Source organism: Streptomyces sp. CNZ301 (assembly GCF_004217425.1).
Genome location: NZ_SHLG01000001.1, coordinates 1,407,409 through 1,427,110 on the forward strand (window position 1 = coordinate 1,407,409; position 19,702 = coordinate 1,427,110).

The following is a 19,702-nucleotide window of genomic DNA, read 5'->3' on the forward strand; positions in this document are numbered from 1 at the left end:
GCACTGCCGCCGGCGGACGGGCCGTCGGCGGCTGCGCGCACCGCCGGCCGAGAGCTGCCCCGACTCGCAGCGCCGTCCGGGCATTTGGAAACGCGGCAACGGCCCGCTTGCCGCGACCGGCTGCCTCTTCAGTGACCGCCGGTGTCGATGACGCAGAACCGGTTGCCGTCGGGGTCGGCGAGAACGATGAAGTCGGCGTCGGGCGGGTACAGGTCCCAGTCCACGCGCTGCGCCCCCAGGGAGACCAGTCGCTCGACCTCGGCCGCCTGGTCGTCCTTGTCCCCCGCGTAGAGGTCCAGGTGGACCCTCGGATACTGCTGGACGGGCGTCTCGCTGAGGCCGAGCGAGAGCTGGGCCCCCGGTCCGTGCGCGGGCACGAGGACCGCCCATGTCTCCTCGACCTCGTCGCGCGGGACGTACCCGAGGGCCTGCGTCCAGAATGTGACTGCACGCCGCACGTCCGAGACGCCCAGGACGACGGACCCGATTCTCAGCATGTGCCGATCCTGGCACGTGGCAGCTTCCCGGCCGACGGGACGCGGCCCCGTCCGCGCGGAACCTCGCCAGCCCTCCCGCGGGCTGGCAGGCTCACGTCATGACGCGACTCACATTTCACGGGGGTGCCCGTTCCCCCCACCCGGCGCCGGGCACGGACACGCCGTCGCGGCCGGTCTCCTGGTCCCGCACGCGCAGGAAAGTCGTCGCCGTGACCGCGGGCGTCGCCCTTGCCCTCGGTACGGGCGGCTCCGCCGGGGCGCGCACCACCGCGCCCGCACCCGCGCCCTCGTGGCAGAAGGCCGTCGACCGGATTCTCACCGCCGAGCGGCTGGAGGGAGCGGCGACGAGCATCGTGATCAGCGACGCGGGCAGCGGCCGGTCGCTGTACGAACGCAACCCCGGCAAGCGGCTGATGCCCGCCTCCAACACCAAGCTGCTGACCTCCGCCGCCGCCATGGACGTCCTGGGCCCGGACTACCGCTACCGCACCGACGTGCTCGCCCACGGCGACCGGCACGGCGGGCGGCTCGACGGCGACCTGTACCTGCGCGGCACCGGCGACCCGACGCTGCTCGCCGAGGACTACGACGCGCTCGCGGCGGACGTCGCCGCTGCCGGGATCAGGACGGTGACCGGCGAACTCGTCGCAGACGACACCCGGTTCGACTCTCAGCGGCTCGGACGCTCGTGGGCGGCCGACGACGAGTCGGCGTACTACTCCTCACAGATCTCCGCGCTGAGCCTCGCGCCCGACACCGACTACGACACCGGCAGCGTCCACCTGGAGATCGTGCCCGGCTCGTCGACGGGCGAGAAGCCCAAGGTGAAGGTCACGCCGTCCAACAGCTACGTCGACGTCGACGTCACCGCCACCACGGTCGACCGGGACGGAAAGGACACGATCACCGTCGACCGCGAACACGGCGGCAACACCCTCACCGTGAGCGGCGGCATCCCGGCCGGCGCGGACCCGGACGAGTCCTGGACGAGCGTGTGGGAACCCACCGGCTACGCGGCCTCCGTCTTCGCCGACGCGTTGAAGCGGCACGGCGTCCGGGTCTCGGGGAAGACGGAACTGGGCAAGGCCACACCGGACGGCGCCGAGCGCGTCGCCAGGCACACGTCGATGCCCCTGGCGAAGATCAGCGTCCCGTTCCTGAAGCTCTCCAACAACAACCACGCCGAGGTCCTCACCAAGACCATGGGCGACGAGACGGCGGGCAAGGGCACGTGGAGCGCGGGCCTGAAGGCGGTACGGGACTTCCTGGAGAAGCAGGACGTGGACGCGGGCACGCTGCGCCAGGTCGACGGCTCGGGACTGTCCCGTATGGACAACGTCTCCGCACGCCACATCGCTACTCTTCTCCACACCGTGCGCAAGAAGCCGTGGTTCAAGCAGTGGTACGACGCGCTGCCCATCGCCTGTGCCGGGGACCGCATGACGGGCGGCACGCTGCGCTCACGCATGTGCGACACCCCGGCCGAGGGCAACGCACACGCCAAGACGGGTTCGCTGACCGGCGCTTCGGCGCTGTCGGGCTACGTCACCGACGCGGACGGCCGAGAGCTCGCCTACAGCGTCGTCCTCAACAACTACCTCGCCGGTTCGGTGAAGGACATCGAGGACGCGATCGTGGTGGCCCTCGCCTCCGACGGCCGCGACTCCGGCAGCGGGGCCGGGGCCGGGGCAGACGCCGGGGACAAGGCCCGCACAAAGGGCGCTGAGGGCACGAGTGACGACCGGCGCCCTGCGGGGCCCCTCGTCGTCGGCCCGGAGTGCTCCTGGAAGAAGCCCGCCCGCTGCTGACGTACGCGCCTCCGCACCGCCGGGGGCGTGCGCCCTGGCGCCGGGGTGCCGCGGCAATGCGGCCGCCCTGGCGTCGGGCTGGCGCGGCAATGCGGCGCCCGGCGCTGCGGGGCGGGCGCCACGCCCCGCCTTCAGCCCTTCAACGCCCTCGTGAACTCGTCCGCCTTCTTCCCGATTCCCGAACAGGTCGCCTGCGCCTTGGAGTTCGGGCCCCCGGGGCAGGGCTTGTCGCGGGTGGCGGACCACATGGACAGGCCGCCCAGCTTCTTCCTGTCCGCGAACTTCCGCAGTTCCGTGGCGTCTTCGGGGCGGAACACCTCGCCCTTGACGTCGTTCACCCCGATCATCGGGGTGATGGAGAGCGCGTCCCAGGCCTCCTCCTCGTCCCTGATCCCGAGGGCGGGCCGGATCTGCCTGTGGGCGGCGGTGGCTGCCTTGACGGCGTATTCGCCCATGTCTCCGTCGTAGAACGTGCCGTAGTCCATGGCCATGATGTTCACCCGGTTCACCCTCGCGCCGTTCTTCTGCGCGTTCTCCAGCACGGCACGGGCGTCCCGGTTCAAGCCCGAAGGCATCACGGGCAAGGTGAAGGAGACGTTGAGGTTCGGACGCTGCCGCTGGAGGCGCACGATCGCCTGGCTGCGGAGCTCGTTCGCCTTCTTGTCCGTCAGCGCCGGGCCTTCGAGGTCGAAGTCGAGCTTCGTCAGGCCGTAGGCGTCGATGACCTTGGTGTAGGCGCTCGTCAGCTCGTCCACCGAGCCGCAGACCCGGGCGAGTTCGTTGCCGCTCTGACCGCCGAAGGAGACCCGTACGTCGCCGCCCTCGTCGCGCAACTGCTCCACCTGCGCGGCCACGGGGTTGTCCTCCAGCCGCTGCCTGCCGCCCCACTTGGGCACGCAGCCGCCTCCCGGGGAGACGAACGCGAGGTTGTACTCCTTCACACCGGTCTTCCCCGCCCGCTCGAGAAGGTCGTAGGAGGGCTTGAGGGAGGTGTCGACGTACGGCGCGAAGTCACCGGAGTCCGGCAGCGGGTCCTCCGTCTGCGAAGGCGTCGCCGGGGGCGGGCCCGTGGGCCCGGGGTCGGTCTCCCCGCTCGAACAGCCGGCGAGCAACGACGCGGCAACTGCCGCTGCCGTCAATGCGGTTGCTGCATGCTTCCCTGCGCGGGTCCTCGGGGAAGCCTGCGCCTCCACGCGCTCGGTCATCGCCGGGCTGCCTCCTTCTGCCTGCCGGACGTCCGGTCTCCTGCACACCCGACAAGCTAGCGAGCGGGAACCGGACAATCGGCACGTTGGGAGCGGCGGCGGGGAGGGCTTAACTCACATTTAAGGGAGCGGAAAGCGGGAACGCCCGCCTGCCGGGTGCGGGGCAGGCGGATCTTCGGCGAACGTGAGCGCGTACGTACGGACGCGTACGTGCCGACGCGTACGTGCCGACGCGTACATCGGGGGTGACCCGCTCCACGGCCGCCGACAGCCCGGTCCCGGTGCCTGACGAAGGGCTGCCCTCAGCCCTGCTCGAAGTGCCCGGACTGCCCGGACTGCTGGGCATGCCCGGACTTCCCGGGCCGCTGGGGTTCCGCGGGCCGCTCCGGCTTCCGCCGCTCGGAACACGCCCTCGGCGGCGCGCAGTTGTCGGGGCGGTTGCCCCTGACGACGCTGCGCCACAGCGAGACCTCCCCGGGCGGCGCGTTGTAGATGCCGCCTCCGGACCGCTCGGCGACGTTCTCCACCACCGCGGACTTTCTGAGCAGCAGCGACTTCTTGTTGAAGATGCCGCCGCCGTCGCTCGCGGAGTGGTTGCGCGAGACGCGGGTTCCGGTCAGCGTCGTCGAACCCTCGTTGTACACCCCGCCTCCTGCGAGCGCCTCGTCCCCCTTGTTGCGTGTCACCACGCTGTCGATCAGATGGGTCGTCATGTTGACGTCGACCCCGACCCCGGCCCCCCGGTTGCCCGCCACGGTGCTCCGCCGGACGGTGGCCGTGGCCGTGGGTGCCGGGGTGGAACCGCCGGTCACGATGCCGCCGACCTCCGTACCCGCATTGCCGGCCACCCTGCTGCCCGTCATGTTCAGGGTCCACCGGTTCCAGATGCCGCCCCCGCCGCTGCTGGTCGAGTTGTGCGTGATCCGGCTGGAACGCACCGTCAGCGGCCCGTCGTTGAGAATGCCGCCGCCCCACCGTGCGAAGCCGCGGGTGACCTCGCTGCGCACCAGTTCCAGACGGGCGCTGGGCGCCCCCACGAAGGCGTTCCCGCCGAAGGAGAATTCGGGGCTCAGCTTGCCGTTGCGCAGCGTGACGTCCTTCAAGGTGAGGGAGCCGCCTCCGGCGACCTCGACGATGCGCATGTCGGGCGCCGAGCCGGCCCGTGCGAGCACCGCGCCGTTGCCCTCGACGGTGATGCGGCCGGTGATGCCGGGCAGCGCGTTGTCGCCGTAGTTTCCGGGGAAGACCCGGTTCAGCCGGTACGTGCACCCCTTCGCGAGGCTGATGGTCCCCGAGCCCGCCGCGTTGGCCTCCTGCACCGCTGCGATCAGGGCGGCGTTGTCGTGGCAGGGCACGGCCCTGGTCCTGTCACTGTCGGCCTGCGCGGTACCGGCCGGCAGTACGGTCAGAGCCGACACGAGGGCGAAGGCCCCCAGGGTGCGCACGGCGACGGACGGCATGGGGCCTCCTGCTCAGCTGCTCCGAGTGCTGACGTCGAAACGCTGGGCAGACATGGCGGGCGGAGCACGGCGGAGTGCGCCGAATGCCCGAGGGTGCGCCTCCCTGCGGATTCCGGATTCCGGGTTCCGGGTTCCGGGTTCCGGGTTCCTGAAGGCGGGGCCGCGCGGGACGTCGACCGACCGGACCGGTCGCGGGCCCGGGGGCGGAGGGGCCCGGCCCCTGCCGCGCGCGATTGCGCCGCCGGGGGGCAAGCCGCATGAGTCCGGCCGCCTTCGGGCACACGGCCCGGCCGGGGCTCTTTCACCAGGGGGCTTCCCACTCGCCGGACCCGGAGAGCTGGAGGGCGGACGATGGCCGCGCCAGGCGCTGTGCGCAGCCCCGCTGTGCGCAGCACGTTCCTGCACCGCGCTCACCCCGCGGCGTGGCGGCACGCGCGATGGGTGGGGCCCGTACGTGTGCTGGCGTGCCTCGTGGCGGTCGTGTGCGTGACGGCACTCGTCGGCGCGGCGACGCTGCGCGCCACGGTGCTGGAGCGCGGTTACTACCAGGGCGTGCTGGACGACGAGCGGGCGTACGACCGGCTGTACGACGAGGTACTCGTCGACCCGCGCTCGCGTCCGGTCACCAGGAGCCTGCTGTCCCGGCTGCCCGTTCCGGAGCCCGTGGTGACGGCCAACCTGAAGACGGTGCTGCCCCCGGCCACCGTGCGGGAGCTGACGGACGAGCAGATCGCCTCACTGGCCGGCTACTTCCGCGGTGACTCCGACGCCCTGGGGGTGTCGGTGAATCTGCGGCCGGTGATGGCGAACGTCGGCAAGCTCGCGCAGGTGTACCTCGGCGACCTGACATCCGGGAACCGGGCCGCGCCGGAGGCGGACGTGTCGGCGGCGCTCGCTCGCGTCGACAAGGCCCTCGACAGCGTCGCGGCCGGACGCAAGCCGGCGGACCTGCCCAAGGTGGAGCTCAGCGACCGGGCCGTGAAGAAGGTGAGTTCGGCACTGCTGTCCGGGGTGCCCGAGGACGAGCGGGAGTCGCTGAGGCCGCAGGTCGAGGGGGCGCTCGCGGTCGGTGACACCGGCACGGCCCTGGCGGCCGCCGGACCGCATCTTCCCGGCAGCAGGGCCGACAGCGGCGAGGAGAAGAGCCGTCGTGACCTGCTCCGCATGGCCGACGGCGGCCGCTGGAACGTCGTACGGGACCTGAGAAACGCGGACTTCGACACGGGCGCACTGGAGTCCGCGCGCGACGTCACCCGCTTCACGCAGGGCCCTGCGCAGACGCTCGCCGTCGTCGCCGGATTCCTCGCCCTCGCGTTCCTGTGGGTGTCAGGCCCGCCGGCGCGGCACACACGCCGGCTGCGAACCGTCGGCTGGCTCCTCACCGCGGGCGGCGCGGTACCCGCGGCCGTGTTCTGTGCGGTGCGCTGGAGTGCCGACGGCCTTCTCTGGCAGCCTCCCGCGGCGTGGCCGACGACACTGGCCCGACTGGTCGAGGACGTGCAGCACAACGCCCTCACCACCCTTACGGCGGCGGGTCTGTCCGCGGCCGCCGTGCCGTTCGCCGCCGGGGCACTGCTGGTGGCCGCCACCTTCGTACGGGAACGGCACCGGGCCCTGCGCAAGACGCTGAGAGCGCTGACCCGGCGTACACGCACACGTCTGGTGGGCATCTCCGCGGCAGCCGTCGCGGCCTCGGTCGTGCTCGGCGTCGTGTTCGCCCCGGCCGCGGCCGGCGGACCGGAGAAGCCGTACTGCAACGGATCGGCCGAGCTGTGCGACCTTCGGTACGACCAGGCTGCCTATCTGGCCACTCACAACTCGATGTCCTCGACGGCCGACCGGTTCATCAGCCCGCTCCAGGACGGCGACATCAAGACCCAACTGGACGACGGCGCCCGCGCGTTGCTCGTCGACACCCACCTGTGGGAACGCTCCGAGCAGGTCGCGGACCGGCTGAAGCTGTCCGACTTCGCGCCAGGCATGCGGGAGAACGTCGCGAAGATCATCGACCGGACGGGCCCCTCGCGGCCCGGTCCGTGGCTGTGCCACGCGGTCTGCCGCGCCGGCGCGCTTCCCCTCGTCGACACGCTGCGCGAGATCCGCACATGGCTCGACCAGCACCCCGGTGAGGTGGTCACGCTGATCGTCCAGAACGGCATCTCCGGCGAGCAGACGGCCTCCGCCTTCCGCAAGGCGGGCCTCCAGGACCTGCTGTTCACCCCGGACCGCGACCCGAAGGCGCCCTGGCCGACGCTGGGCGAGATGGTCGCCGACAACAAGCGGCTGGTCGTCTTCTCGGAGGGGTCGGGAGGACCGGCGCCCTGGTACCGCGGCTTCTACGAGTACGGGATGGAGACCAGGTACGACTTCCCCGAACCCGCGAAGATGAGCTGCGCAGCCAACCGCGGAGGCACCGGCAAACGGCTGTTCCTGCTCAACCACTTCATCACCGATGCGGGCGGCAGCCGCCTCGACGCCGGCCAGGTCAACGCCAAGGACTTCGTGATGGACCGCGCCCGCCGCTGCGGGGCGGAACGCGGCCGTCCCGTGAACTTCGTCGCCGTCGACTTCGCCAACGTCGGCGACGCAAGCGGTGCCGTGGCCGCCCTCAACGCCGCACGCGCCGCACGCGCCCGCTGAAGGGCCGCACGCCGCGGTGCGGACCCGCGGATGCCTCGGTGGCCGCCGCCTCGGCTCCCTGCGGGACGGGGCACACCTCCATGGCCGAGAGGCGGCGCAGAGCGGCCTCGGCCAGCAGCACCACGGAGGCCACGGCGAGAAAGGGCTGCAAGGGCGCCCAGTAGCTGAGCGCTCCCGAGGTGCCCAGCAGGAGCAGTACGAGCTTGTTGCACACGGGGCAGCCCACGGCGACGAACGACAGTACGCCGCCCACGGAGCCGAGGCGGCGGCCCGCCTCGGGCTCGGGGACGTCGGGGCCGGGCGCGCGGGTCTTCGGGTCCCTGACGTAGGTGGCCAGCACGACTCCCCCGAGTACGGCGGTCAGCGCCAGCGCCGGGTAGCTCCACCACTGCACCGCAACGGCCCGTGAGAACAGCGGGCTCGGCACGACGGCGGTGGGGAGACCCACCAGCAGTGCGGTGCCGGCGGCCGCACAGGCGGCCGCGGTCCAGCGGCGCGGCGACCACCCGCGCAGGGCGAGCCCCGCACGGCGGGGCGACCTCGTGGCAGAGGGCATGGTTGCCGTCTCCGATCGAAGCGTGGATCGATGTGTGGGGTGAGCGCCTTGCACGTGCCGACGAAATCACATCCCTGCGGGTGGATCGAGGGGGGCCTTCGGCCTCGGCCGGTCAGCGGCGGGGGATGGCCGGGGGCGGGACGTCGGGCAGGACAAGGGGTGCCGGACAGGAGCAGGGTGCCGACCCGGCGCCTTCGGCAGCGCCCGGCGCCTTCGGCGGCGTCCTGCGTGATCGGCGGCGTCCGGCGCCTTCGGCGCGAGGTGTTCAGCCGGGTGCCTTCTCCGCGTCGTCGGCAAGGATCTCCGACAGGTACCGCAGCATCTCCGGCTGCCTCTCGTGCAGGAAGAAGTGATCGCCTTCGATCACCTTCAGGCTGAATCCCGCGCTGGTGTGGCGCCGCCACCCGGCCACCGACGAGACGTCGACTTCTCCGTCCTCGCTGCCCGCGAAGGCTGTGATGGGGCAGCTCAACGGGCGGTCCTCGCTGAAGCGGTAGGTGTCGGCGACGGCGAGGTCGGCGCGCAGGATGGGGATCATCAGTTCCATGAGCGATTCGTCGGCGAGCACCGCCTCCGGGGTGCCGTTGAAGGAGCGCAGCCGTTCGCGGAAGAGCGGCTCGGGCAGGTCGTAGTCGGGAACGGCCGTACGGCGCAGATGCGGTGCGCGGAAGGCGCCCACGCAGAGGTGCACGGGAGGGCGTCCGTGGCGCTGCTCCATGGTGCGGGCGAGTTCGAAGGCGACGAGCGCCCCGAGGCTGTAACCGAACAGCGCGTACGGGGAGTTGCGCGCCGCGGCGAGTTCGGGCAGCAGATCCGCGACCAGCGGCTCGATCCGGTCGTGCGGGGCCTCGCGGAAGCGCCTGCCCCTGCCGGGGGGCTCGACGGGGCGTACGCGGACGTGCGGGGGAAGTCCGCTGTCCCAGTCGGCGTAGAGACGTGCGGAGCCTCCCGCGTAGGGGAAGCAGAACAGTTGCAGTGTGGCGGGGGCGGCGGGGTGGGAAGTGGCCACCGAACCCCGTCGCGGATCGGTGTCGTGCGCCATCGCCGCTCAGTCCTTCCTGAATGCGGAGTCGTTACGGGGGTGTTCGCGGTCCGGACGTGCCCCGGTGCCGTCCTGCCGCCGTGTCAGCAGGGAGGCGATCGTCTTGAACTGGACGTTGGAGGTGCCCTCGTAGATCGAGCCGATCTTCGCGTCGCGGTAGAGCTTCTCCACCGGGTGATCGCCGGCGAACCCGGCGCCGCCCAGGGTCTCCACGGCCTGCGACGCGGCACGTTCGGCCACGGCGGAGGCGATGTACTTGGCCATGGAGGTCGCCTTGATCCGCTCGGCCTGCGGCGCCCCGTTCTGGAGCAGACGCGCGGTGTTGTACAACAGCACGCGGGCCGCCTCCAGTTCGGCCGCCGTGCGGGCGAGAGGGAACTGCACCCCCTGGAAGTCCATGATTCTGGTGCCGAACTGCTCCCGTTCCTCCGCGTGCCGGAGGGCGTGGGTGAGGGCTCCGTCGGCGAGGCCGACGAGTTGGGCGGCGATGCCGAGCTTGCCGATGTCCAGGGTTTCCACCATCAGTACGCCGCCGTCGCCGGGGCGCCCGATCAGGCTCCCCCGGTCGACGCGGACGCCGTCGAACACGACCTCGCAGGTGGAACTCGCGCGTATGCCCATCTTCGGCACCGGTTCGCCGATGCTGAGACCGCTCGTTTCGCGGTCGACGAGGAAGGCGCCGAGGCCCGGGGCCGACCCCGGCGGTCCCTTCTCGGTGCGGGCGAAGACCAGGAAGAGGCCGGCCTCGGCGGCACTGGTGATCCAGCGCTTGCGGCCGTTGATGACGAACCCGTCGTCCCGCTGCTCCGCCCGGGTCTCCAGCGCGAAGGCGTCGCTGCCCGCATGCTCCTCCGAGATGGCGTACGCGCCCACTTGGCCGCCGGCGAGCCGCGGCAGGTGACGGCGCTTCTGGTCGCCGCTTCCGTGCCGCAGCAGAGCGCTGACGACCAGGGCGTTCTGCACGTCGACGAAGACGGCGGCGGCGGGGTCGTGGCGGGCGATCTCCTCGATGGCGAGCACCACTTGGAAGAGGTCGCCGCCGCTTCCTCCGTAGACCTCCGGGATCTCGATGCCCATCAGGCCCTCGTCGAACAGCTCCTTGACGAGGCCCTCGTCGAGCCGGCCCGCCACGTCCATCGCACGGGCGCGCGGGGCGACGGACCGCCGGCAGAAGTCGCGGACCTTCTCACGCCAGGCCCGTGCCGGTTCCGGCAGCGTCGTCAGCGCCTGGGGGCACTCCCCCGGTTCGGGTGTCGGCATCCGGTGTCCTCTCACGGTCGGCGGTACGGGCGGTCGGGGCGCTTCGCGGGCGCGGTCACGGGCGCGGTCACGAGCGGCCCGCGGCGTTCACGGCTGACGTGTGGTGCAGCCGGGGCGGCTGCTGAAGGCCGCGCCACATGGCCTCCTGGCCGCGGTGGGCGAAGAAGGTGGTCATGCGGAGGAACAGCGGCCTGAGCAGCCGGTTGTCGACCTGCGGGGCGCCGGCGACCTTGAAGATCGTGTCCCGCACCCAGCGGACGCGTTCCAGCCGTGCCTGTTCGTAGGCGCGCAGTGCCGCCGCGGGGTCGCCGGGAGAGGCGGCCATCTCGTCGCCGAGGACCACGCCGTCCTCGATGGCCTGGCAGGCTCCCTGTCCGAGGACGGTCGTCACGGCGTGCGCGGCGTCGCCGAGGAGCGTGACGCGGCCCTTGCTCCAGTGGTCACGCCACTCGCCGTAGAAGAGGTCGGTGCGCAGCAGCCGCTCCTCGGGGGTGTTCTCGACGAGGCGGCGCGGCGGGCCCTCGAAGCGTTCGGCGAGTTCCATGACGTGGGACCGGCGGGTGCCGGGCGCGTCCTCGCCGCCCTCAGCGGCGGGGTGCCCGATGGTCCACGTGACGCGGCCGTCCGCGATGTGCCAGGCGCCGCCGTTGACGCCGTGACGTGTCTGGAAGAGGTGCACCGTGCCCTTCGGGACGCCGCAGGCGCTGTCGCTGACGCCCCGGTAGGTGGTGACGCCGGTGTAGACGGGCTCGGAGATGCCGAAGAGTTCTGCGGCGATGCCGGACACCCCGGACTTCAGTCCGTCCGCACCGATCAGCACGTCGCCCTCGGCCCGGGAGCCGTCGTCGAAACCGACCGCGACGTGCTTCTCTCCGGACGAGAAGCCCGTGATGTTCGCCCCGAAGTGGACCTCCACGTCGAGGTCTTCGCACCCCTCGGTCAGGATCCGGGCGAGGTCGCCGCGGGCGATGGTGACGCCGGGGGTGCTGCCGGGGGCGGTGAACTCCTGCACGGGCGTGCGGATGACGGACACGTCGCGTTCCGTCATCACCCGGCTCCGCTCGATGGGGACGCCGTATTCGAAGAGCTGCTTCTCCACGCCGAGCGCCGCCAGTGCGGTGGTGGCGTTGCTCCAGATCGTCACGCCGGTGCCGCTGGTCTCGACGCGGAGGCCGCTGCGCCGCTCGTACACGCGTACAGGGAAACCCTGGCGGCCCAGGGCGAGTGCCGCCGTCAGCCCTCCGATGCCTGCGCCGACGACGAGAACGGTGGGTTTGGCTGTCATCTCATGCCTTTCGCGTGGCGGGTGGCAGGTCCGGGAGGGGGCGGTCCCCAAGTGCCCGGCGGTGTACGGCGGTTCAGGCGCCGTCGGCCCGTCCGGCCGAGGTCGTTCCCGGGGGCCGCGCCGAAGGTGGGGCCTGCGGGGGCGGCGGCGGCAGGAAACCGGCGGTCGTCAGTTCGCGCAGGTAGCTTCCGAGCAGTGCGTCGTCCACCGCCGGCGGGCGGCGGCCGCCCGTCACCCGAAGCGTGTTGGCGGTGTCGAAGACCGGTTCCCGCAGCCCGCTGCGGTCATCCTCGACCCGCTTGCCGAACAGCGAGAGCGTGGGCCCGAGTTCGCTGCCGGGGTGCCGGTCGGCGTAGTCGCGGCACGCCTCGTACCAGTCCTCGAAGCTGTCACGGCGCACCGGGTGCCCGGCCAGCCGCAGCGCCCTGTGCACCCCTTCGAAGCGCAGCCGCTCCGTGCCGCCGAACTGGTAGGTCCTGCCGAGGTGTTCGCGGCTGCGGGCCGCCTGTGCGACGACGTGTGCGATGTGGTCGACGGGCACGATGTCGGTGCTGAAGTCCAGCGCCGGGACCGAGCCCACCAGTGCGCACGCCCGCAGGATGTGGGTGAAGACGTCGTCGGCGCGCCACACCCCCGTGGTGCTGTCTCCGGCGATACGGCCGGGACGGTAGACCGAGACCGGCACCCCCCGTTCACGCGCCAGGGCGACGATCTGCTCGGCCGCCCACTTGCTCTGGTTGTAGCCGTTCTCGGCAGGCGGTGCCTCCGCGGGCAGTTCGTCCTCGCGCGCGGGCGGATCGCCCTCGCGGCGCAGCGTGAACACGGAGAGGGTCGAGACATGGTGTACGGGCTTGACCGGGCCCGTGCACGCCAGCCGCAGGATCTGCTGCGTACCGCCGACGTTGGTCCGCCGCAGGGCCGCGTAGGGCTTGGCGAAGTTGACGGCCGCTCCGCTGTGGTGGATCTCCTCGACGTGGTGGGCGAGTTCGCGGAAACCGTCGTGCCCGAGCCCGAGGTGGGGCTCGGCGAGGTCGCCGGGGAGCGCCCTTATCCGGTCCCGCGTCGTCCCGTCCCACCTGTCCCACAGCTTGAGGTCGCGCAGATGGCCGGCGAGTTTCTCCCGGGCCTTGTCCGGTGTCTCCGCCCTTACGAGGCAGACGATCTCGGCTCGGGTGCTCTTCAGCAGCGCGTCGAGCAGGAACGCGCCGAGGAAGCCGGTCGCTCCGGTCAGCAGCACCGCCCGCGGGTCGGGGTTCCACTCCCAGGTCCCCTCCACCCGTATCGCCGGGTCCAGGACCACGTCCTCGGCCGGGTCCGGGCTCTCGTCCCCTGCGTCGTCCCCTGCGACGGCCTCAGCCAGCGCACGAGGGGTCGGACGTTCGAACAGCAGCCGCAGGGGCGGCGCGGCCCCCGGCCAGGCGTCGCGTACGGCCGCGTGCAGTCGCGTGGCCGACAGCGAGTTGCCGCCGAGTTCGAAGAAGTCGTCGTGCGCGCCGACCCGTCCGACGCCGAGGACCTGCGCGAAGAGCTGCGCGATGTGCGCCTCGGCCGGTGTCGAAGGCGTCACATGGCCGGAGCGTGCGGCTACCGTGCGCACCGTGCCGGGCGCGGGCAGGGCGGCGCGGTCCGTCTTGCCGCTCGGGGTACGGGGGAACTCCCGCAGCACGGCCAGATGGGCGGGCACCATGTACTCGGGCAGGCGGTCACGCGCCAACTCATAGAGCTCGGCGGTGAGTTCGCCGTGCACGGAATCATTGGCGTCCGCGGCCTCCGCGCTCTCCTCACCCTTCGCACCGCCGGTCCCCGTGCCGCCGCTGCCCGGACCCGTGCTGACGTACGCCGCGAGACGAGGGTCGCCCGGCACGTCCTCGCGGACCACGGCGACCGCGTCCCGCACCGCCGCGTGCGTCCGCAGCACCGCCTCGATCTCTCCCAGCTCGATGCGGAAACCGCGGATCTTGACCTGGTCGTCCTCGCGCCCCAGGTACTCCAACTCGCCGCCGGGCAGCCAGCGCACGAGGTCGCCCGTGCGGTAGAGACGGCCACCGGGGCGGTCCGGATCGGGCAGGAAGCGCTCGGCGGTCAGTTCGGGACGGCCCAGATAGCCGCGTGCGACGCCGGGGCCTCCCACATGCAGTTCGCCTGGCACGCCGACCGGCACGGGACGCCCGTCCAAGCCGAGGACCTGGAGCACGGCGTTGGGCACCGGACGGCCGATGGGCGGGTGCCGGTCGCCGGCGAGGGGCCCGGCGAGCGTGGCGTAGACGGTGATCTCGGTGGGGCCGTAGGCGTTGAGGAGCCGGACGTGTGCCGCCCAGCGGGCGGCGACCGCCGCCGGGCAGTCCTCTCCGCCGGAGACGACCGTACGCAGCGAGGGCAGTTCGTCCGGGTCGAGCAGCGCCAGCAGCGACGGGGGGAAGAGCGCGACCGTGGCTCCGCCGGAGCGCACCTCGGCCGCCAGGTCCTCGCCCGCGAGGGTCGCCTCGGCGTCCGGTACCACGAGGCAGGCTCCGCCCAGCAGCGCCATGACCCACTCCCACACGGAGGCGTCGAAGCTGGTGGAGGCGAACGCCAGCATCCGGTCGCCGGGGCCGACGCCGATCAGGTCGCGGGTCAGATGGAGATCGGCCACCGAACGATGGGTGATCATCGTGCCCTTGGGGCGGCCCGTGGAGCCGGAGGTGTAGATGACGTACGCCAAGTCGTCCGGTCCGGCGAGCGGTCGGGGGTTCTGCTCGTCGTCCCGTTCTTCTGCCTCCGGCGGCTCCTCGTCGACGAGCACGGTCGTCGCCGGCTGCTCGCCGTCGGGGCGGTCCCCGAGGCGGTCGAGCAGCACGGACCGGGTGAGTACGACCGGCGCCGCGCAGTCGGCGAGCATGAAGCGGATCCGCTCGGGCGGGTATCCGGGGTCGACCGGCACATAGGCGCCCCCTGCCTTGAGCACAGCGAGTATCCCTGTGTACGTCTCGACCGAGCGGCCCGTGAGGAGGGCGACGAGGGTGCCGGGGCCGACGCCGAGGCCACGAAGCCGCCGGGCGAGGCGGTTGGCGCGGGCGTTGAGCTGCCCGTAGGTGACGGTGGTGGTGCCGCTGCTGAGCGCCGCCGCGTCGGGACGGGCGGCGGCCTGCTCCTCGAAGAGCACATGCGCCGGCACCTCGGGTACCGGCCGCACCTCGCCCCGCGACCAGGACCGGAGGTGCTCGCGGTCCGATTCGGGGAGGCCTGGAAGCCCGGAGAGGGGGGCTTCGGGGGCCTGCGCCACCGCCTGGAGCAGTTCTAGGTAGTGGTCGAACATCCGGTCCACGGTGGCCGGTTCGAACAGGTCGGTGTTGTACTCCATCGCGGCCCGCCAACCGTCCCCGCGCGGGACGATCTCCAGTACGAGGTCGAACTTGGAGGTGCCCGAGTGGATGTCGAAGGGACGCACGTCCGCGTCCCCCATGCGAACCTGCGGCACCTCGACGTTGCCGAAGGAGAAGACCGTCTGGAAAAGCGGGGTCCGTGACAGATCGCGTGCCGCGCCGACCTCGTCGACCAGGCGCTCGAAGGGGACGTCGGGGTGTGCGTAGGCCCCTACGCAGGTCTCCCGTACGCGGGCCAGCAACTCGGTGAAGGCGGGGTTGCCGGAGAGGTCGGTGCGGAGCACGAGGTTGTTGACGAAGAAGCCGATGAGGTTCTCCGACTCGGGACGTCCGCGGCCCGCGACCGGCGATCCGACGGCCACGTCCTGCCGCCCGCTGTAGCGCTGGATCAGGACGTCGAACGCGGCGAGCAGCACCATGAACAGCGTGGCGCCCGCGCGAGCGCCAAGGTTCTCCAACCCGCGCATCACGGCTGCCGGGACGGGCCGGTAGCGAACGCCGCCGCGGAAGGTCTGCACCGGTGGCCGCGGATGGTCCGCGGGCAGCTCGACGGGCGCCAGATCGCGCAACGTCTCCTTCCAGTAGGCGAGTTGGCGTTCCGTCTCCGGGGCGGTGAGCTGCCGGCGCTGCCAGTCCGCGTAGTCGCCGTACTGGACGGGCAGCGCCGGAAGGGCCGGTTCGGCTCCGGCGAGCCGGGACTCGTACAGCGTCACGAGTTCGCGCACGAGGACCGACACGGACCACCGGTCGCAGACTGCGTGGTGGAAGACCAGCGAGAGGACGCGGCTCTCCTCCCCGGTGCGCAGCAGCGTCGCACGCATCAGGGGCGCCCGTGCGAGGTCGAAGGGGCGGGTGGCGGCGTCCCGCAGGATGCGTTCCGTCTCCCGCGCACGCTCGCCGTCCCCGGCACCGCGCAGGTCGATCCGGTCCAGGGGGACGGTCACATGCGGGTGTACCGCCTGCCGCAGTTCCCCGTCCTTCTCTACGAGGGCCGTACGCAGGGTCTCGTGCCGCTCGGCGAGGCGGCCCAGGGCATCGGTCAGCGCCGGCTCGTCGACGGGGCCGTCCAGTTCGACCTGGGCGGACATCAGGTATGCCCGTGTGCTGCCGGGGTCGAGCTCGTGGAGGAACCACAGCCGCGACTGTCCGAGTGAGGCGGGCAGCAGCACGGCGTCCTCGCCGGGCGCGGCGAGGCGCGGCAGCGGTGCGGGGCCGTCCGGGTCGGGCTGGGGAGCCTGCTCCCGCTGCTTCGCCGCACCGCCCTGAGCACCGGCACCGGTCCCTGCCGGGGCGTCGGCCCCGTCCGGGGCGGGCGGGGAAGCCTGGTCCGGAGTCTCGCGCTCGGTCTCCTGCGCTTCCCGGGACTCCTGCGCCTTCCGGGCGGGAGCTGCCTGCTCCTCCCCGGAGCCGTCGAGTTCCTGCGCGAGGGAGGCGACCGTGGGCCTGTCGAACAGCACCCGGACCGGGACACGGCGCCCGAAGCGCTTGCTGAGTCTGCCCACGACCCGCCCGGCGAGCAGCGAGTGCCCTCCGAGGGCGAAGAAGTCGTCGTCGGCGCCTATCCGTTCGACGCCGAGCACTTCCTTCCACAGGCCGGCGATGTACTCCTCGGTCGCGGTACGGGGCGCGGTGAAGCCGTCCGCCGAGGCACGCGCGGCGCCGTCCGGGACGGGCAGGGCGGCCTTGTCGACCTTGCCGTTGGGGGTCCTGGGCATGGCCTCCAGTACGGCAAGGGAGGCGGGCACCATGTACTCGGGCAGCCGCGCGAGCGCCCACTCCCTCAGATCGCCCACGAGCCGGCCCGGGTCGTCGGTCGTCGTGCCGGGCACGACGTACCCGGTGAGCCGGCGGTCCCCGGGTGTGTCCTCCCGCAGGACCACGACGGACTCGCGTACCGCGTCGTGTTCGCGCAGCACGGCCGCGACTTCGCCGGGTTCGACGCGGAACCCGCGGATCTTCACCTGGGAGTCCGCACGCCCGACGAACTCCAGACGCCCGTCGCTGCGGTAGCGCACCAGGTCGCCCGTCCGGTACATCAGGGCGCCGGAGTCTCCCGGTTCCGGCACGAAGTGGTGTGCGGTCAGCTCCGGTTGGCCGTGGTAGCCGAGTGCGACGCCGGGACCGCCGATGTACAGCTCACCGGTGACGGTGACCGGCACGGGCCGCCCGTCGCCGTCCAGTACGCGGAAACGGGTGTGCGTCAGGGGCCGTCCGAGAGGCACGGGCGACTCGCCCTCCCTCGCCCGGTGGCAACTCGCCCACACGGTGGTCTCCGTGGGCCCGTAGACCTGCCATGCCTCGACCCCGGCAGCGGCCATACGTGCTGTCATCTCGGGGGTGAGCGGCTCCGCGCCGCACAGGCCGCGGAAGGGGTGTGCCGCCTGCCAGCCGGTGTCGAGCAGCAACTGCCACGCGGCCGGGGTGGCTTGCCAGTAGGTGGCCTTCGTGGCGGTCATGCGTGCCGCGAGCCGTTCGCCGTCGACGACGTCGGCGCGGGGGAAGAGTGCCACGGTCGCGCCGGTGGTCAGAGGCAGGAAGAGGTCGATCACCGACATGTCGAAGGCGTGCGTGATGGTGGCGGCGACCGTGTCGTCCTGGTCGAGGCCGGGCACGTTCCGCATGGAGTCCAGGAGGTTCGGCAGCCGCCCGTGGGGGATCATCACGCCCTTCGGCCTGCCGGTGGAGCCGGAGGTGTAGATGACGTACGCCAAGTCGTCCGGCCCGGCGAGGGGTCCGGGGTTCGTGGGCGGCTCGCCGGCCGCGGGCCAGGGCTCGTCGTCGAGGTGGATGGTGCCGGCGCCGTGCCGGGGAAGCCGTCCGGCGAGCGTGCGGTGGCTGAGCAGCAGCGAGATGCCGGAGTCCTGAAGCAGATAGCGGACTCGTTCGGGCGGGTATTCGGGGTCGATCGGCACATACGCGCCACCGGACTTGAGCACCGCGAGCAGGGCCACGACGAGGTCGGGTGTGCGCTCGGTGCACACTCCGACGCGGACCCCGGGGGCCACTCCGCGGCGGCGCAGCAGATGGGCGAGGCGGTTGGCGCGTTCGTTCAACTCGTCGTAGCTGAGGGCTTGTTCGTCGAGGAAGACGGCGCACTTGCCGCCGAGACGGGCGGCCTGCTCCTCCACCATGCGGTGCACGGGCAGTTCGCGCGGCGGGGCGCCCGTGTCGCCCCTGCCCCACTGCCGCAGCTGTTCCAGTTCCCCCTCGGGCAGCGAGGGCAGACGCGACAGGCGTTCACCGGCGGCGGCCGGGGCATCCCGCAGGAGCATGCAGAAGTGGTCGAGCATGCGGTCCGCCGTGGCGGCGTCGAACAGAGCCGTGTCGTATTCGAGTTCGGCGCGCAGGCCGTCACCGTCGGGCACGAGCGCGAGGAACAGGTCGACCTTGGCCGTGCCGGGATCGACGGGCACGGGCTCCACCGTCAGTCCCGGCAGGCGGAGTTCGTCGGGCGGGGTGTTGCCCAGCACGAGGATGGCCTGCGCCAGTGGCGCCCTCGACAGGTCGCGCTCCGGCCGCAGTTCCTGTACAAGCTGCTCGAACGGCACGTCTGCGTGGGCGTAGGCGCCCAGGCACACCTCACGGCAGCGGTCGACGAGTTCGCCGAACGTCGGGTCGCCGCCCAGGTCGGTGCGGAGCACGAGCGTGTTGATGAACATCCCGATGAGGTTCTCCAGTTCGGGCCTGTCACGGCCCGCTACGGAGGTGCCGACGGGGATGTCGTCCTGCCCGGAGTAGCGCGACAGCAGCAGGCAGTACGCGGCGTGCAGCACCATGAAGAGGCTGGCGCGGCGCTCGCCCGCGAGCCGCTGGAGCTCGGCGACGACGTCCGGCGGTATGTGCGCCACGCGGGTGGCGCCCCGGAAGGACTGTGCGGCGGGGCGCTGCCGGTCGGTGGCCAGGTCCAGTGCGGGCAGGTCCTCCAGCGTCATGCGCCACCACGCGAGCTGGCCCAGCAGCTCGCCGCTGTCGAACCGCCGGCGCTGCCACTCGGCGTAGTCGCCGTACTGGACGGGGAGTTGCGGCAGGTCCGGGCGACCGCCGGTGAGGAACGCCTTGTAGCAGGCGGCCAGTTCACGTACGAACACCGCGCCGGACCACATGTCGCCGATGCCGTGGTGGAAGGTGACGACGAGTACGTGGTCGTCGTCGGTGAGTTTGATCAGCGTGACCCGGGCGAGGGGGACCTCGTCGACGGCGAACGGGGTGGAGGTCTCCTGCGCGAGCGCCTCCTTGAGGGAGGTGCCGGGGTCGGCGGCGGCCGTCAGGTCCCGTTCCCCCACGGGGATGCGGCAGGGCGGTCCGGCGTCGTGGACGAACTGCACCGGTTCGCCGTCGTGCACGCCGAAGCTCGTACGCAGCGTCTCGTGCCGCTCCACCAGCGCGTCCACGGCGCTCTGCAAGGCGCCGCGGTCGAGGGTGCCGCGCAGATGCGCCGCGCCGTAGCCCAGGTAGGCGGCGGCGCTGCCGGGGTCCAGCTGCGCGAGGAACCACAACCGCTGCTGGCCGGAGGACATCGGCAGGACGAAGGGCTGGTCCGTCTCCTGCGCCGCCAGGGCTCCCGGCTCCGCTCGTTCGGTCGTCACG

Annotated in this window: 9 protein-coding genes and 1 pseudogene; 2 read left to right on the top strand and 8 right to left on the bottom strand. The window is 72.2% G+C overall.

Features of this window, described 5'->3' with window-relative positions:
- Positions 1-128: 128 nt before the first annotated feature.
- Complete coding sequence (locus tag EV375_RS06315; protein WP_130298570.1) at positions 129-497, bottom strand: VOC family protein; 369 nt, start codon at positions 495-497, stop codon at positions 129-131.
- Positions 498-595: 98 nt separating this feature from the next.
- Here EV375_RS06315 and dacB point away from each other — a divergent pair, with 98 nt between their 5' ends.
- On the top strand, positions 596-2,305 hold the full coding sequence (gene dacB / locus EV375_RS06320; protein ID WP_130298571.1) for a D-alanyl-D-alanine carboxypeptidase/D-alanyl-D-alanine endopeptidase: 1,710 nt from the start codon (positions 596-598) through the stop codon (positions 2,303-2,305).
- A 131-nt stretch (positions 2,306-2,436) separates the two neighbouring features.
- On the opposite strand, the gene EV375_RS06325 is transcribed toward dacB, so the two are convergent.
- Together EV375_RS06325 and EV375_RS06330 are read right to left on the bottom strand one after the other, a co-directional pair.
- Positions 2,437-3,510 (bottom strand): chitinase, encoded by a 1,074-nt coding sequence (locus tag EV375_RS06325; protein WP_130298572.1) that lies wholly within the window; start codon positions 3,508-3,510, stop codon positions 2,437-2,439.
- A 302-nt stretch (positions 3,511-3,812) separates the two neighbouring features.
- Positions 3,813-4,970 carry a right-handed parallel beta-helix repeat-containing protein gene (locus EV375_RS06330; RefSeq protein WP_130298573.1) on the bottom strand — a complete coding sequence of 386 codons (1,158 nt, stop codon included), beginning with the start codon at positions 4,968-4,970 and terminating at the stop codon, positions 3,813-3,815.
- A 351-nt stretch (positions 4,971-5,321) separates the two neighbouring features.
- Between EV375_RS06330 and EV375_RS06335 the strand changes: the two genes are divergently transcribed.
- Positions 5,322-7,610 (top strand): PI-PLC domain-containing protein, encoded by a 2,289-nt coding sequence (locus EV375_RS06335; RefSeq protein ID WP_486588321.1) that lies wholly within the window; start codon positions 5,322-5,324, stop codon positions 7,608-7,610.
- Positions 7,611-7,662: 52 nt separating this feature from the next.
- Here the strand turns inward: EV375_RS06335 and EV375_RS06340 are convergent.
- The 5 genes and pseudogenes from EV375_RS06340 to EV375_RS06360 all read right to left on the bottom strand — a co-directional run.
- Positions 7,663-8,166, bottom strand: a pseudogene (locus EV375_RS06340) (hypothetical protein); the annotation flags it as partial.
- A 265-nt stretch (positions 8,167-8,431) separates the two neighbouring features.
- Positions 8,432-9,208, bottom strand: coding sequence for a thioesterase domain-containing protein (locus tag EV375_RS06345; protein ID WP_130298574.1), 777 nt, complete (start codon positions 9,206-9,208; stop codon positions 8,432-8,434).
- Between the two features lie 6 nt (positions 9,209-9,214).
- Positions 9,215-10,468, bottom strand: a complete 1,254-nt coding sequence (locus EV375_RS06350; protein ID WP_130298575.1) for an acyl-CoA dehydrogenase family protein — start codon at positions 10,466-10,468, stop codon at positions 9,215-9,217.
- Between the two features lie 67 nt (positions 10,469-10,535).
- On the bottom strand, positions 10,536-11,753 hold the full coding sequence (locus EV375_RS06355) for an FAD-dependent monooxygenase (RefSeq protein WP_130298576.1): 1,218 nt from the start codon (positions 11,751-11,753) through the stop codon (positions 10,536-10,538).
- A 73-nt stretch (positions 11,754-11,826) separates the two neighbouring features.
- Positions 11,827-19,701: a non-ribosomal peptide synthetase gene (locus EV375_RS06360; RefSeq protein WP_130298577.1), complete on the bottom strand. Its 7,875-nt coding sequence runs from the start codon at positions 19,699-19,701 to the stop codon at positions 11,827-11,829.
- Position 19,702: the final 1 nt, after the last annotated feature.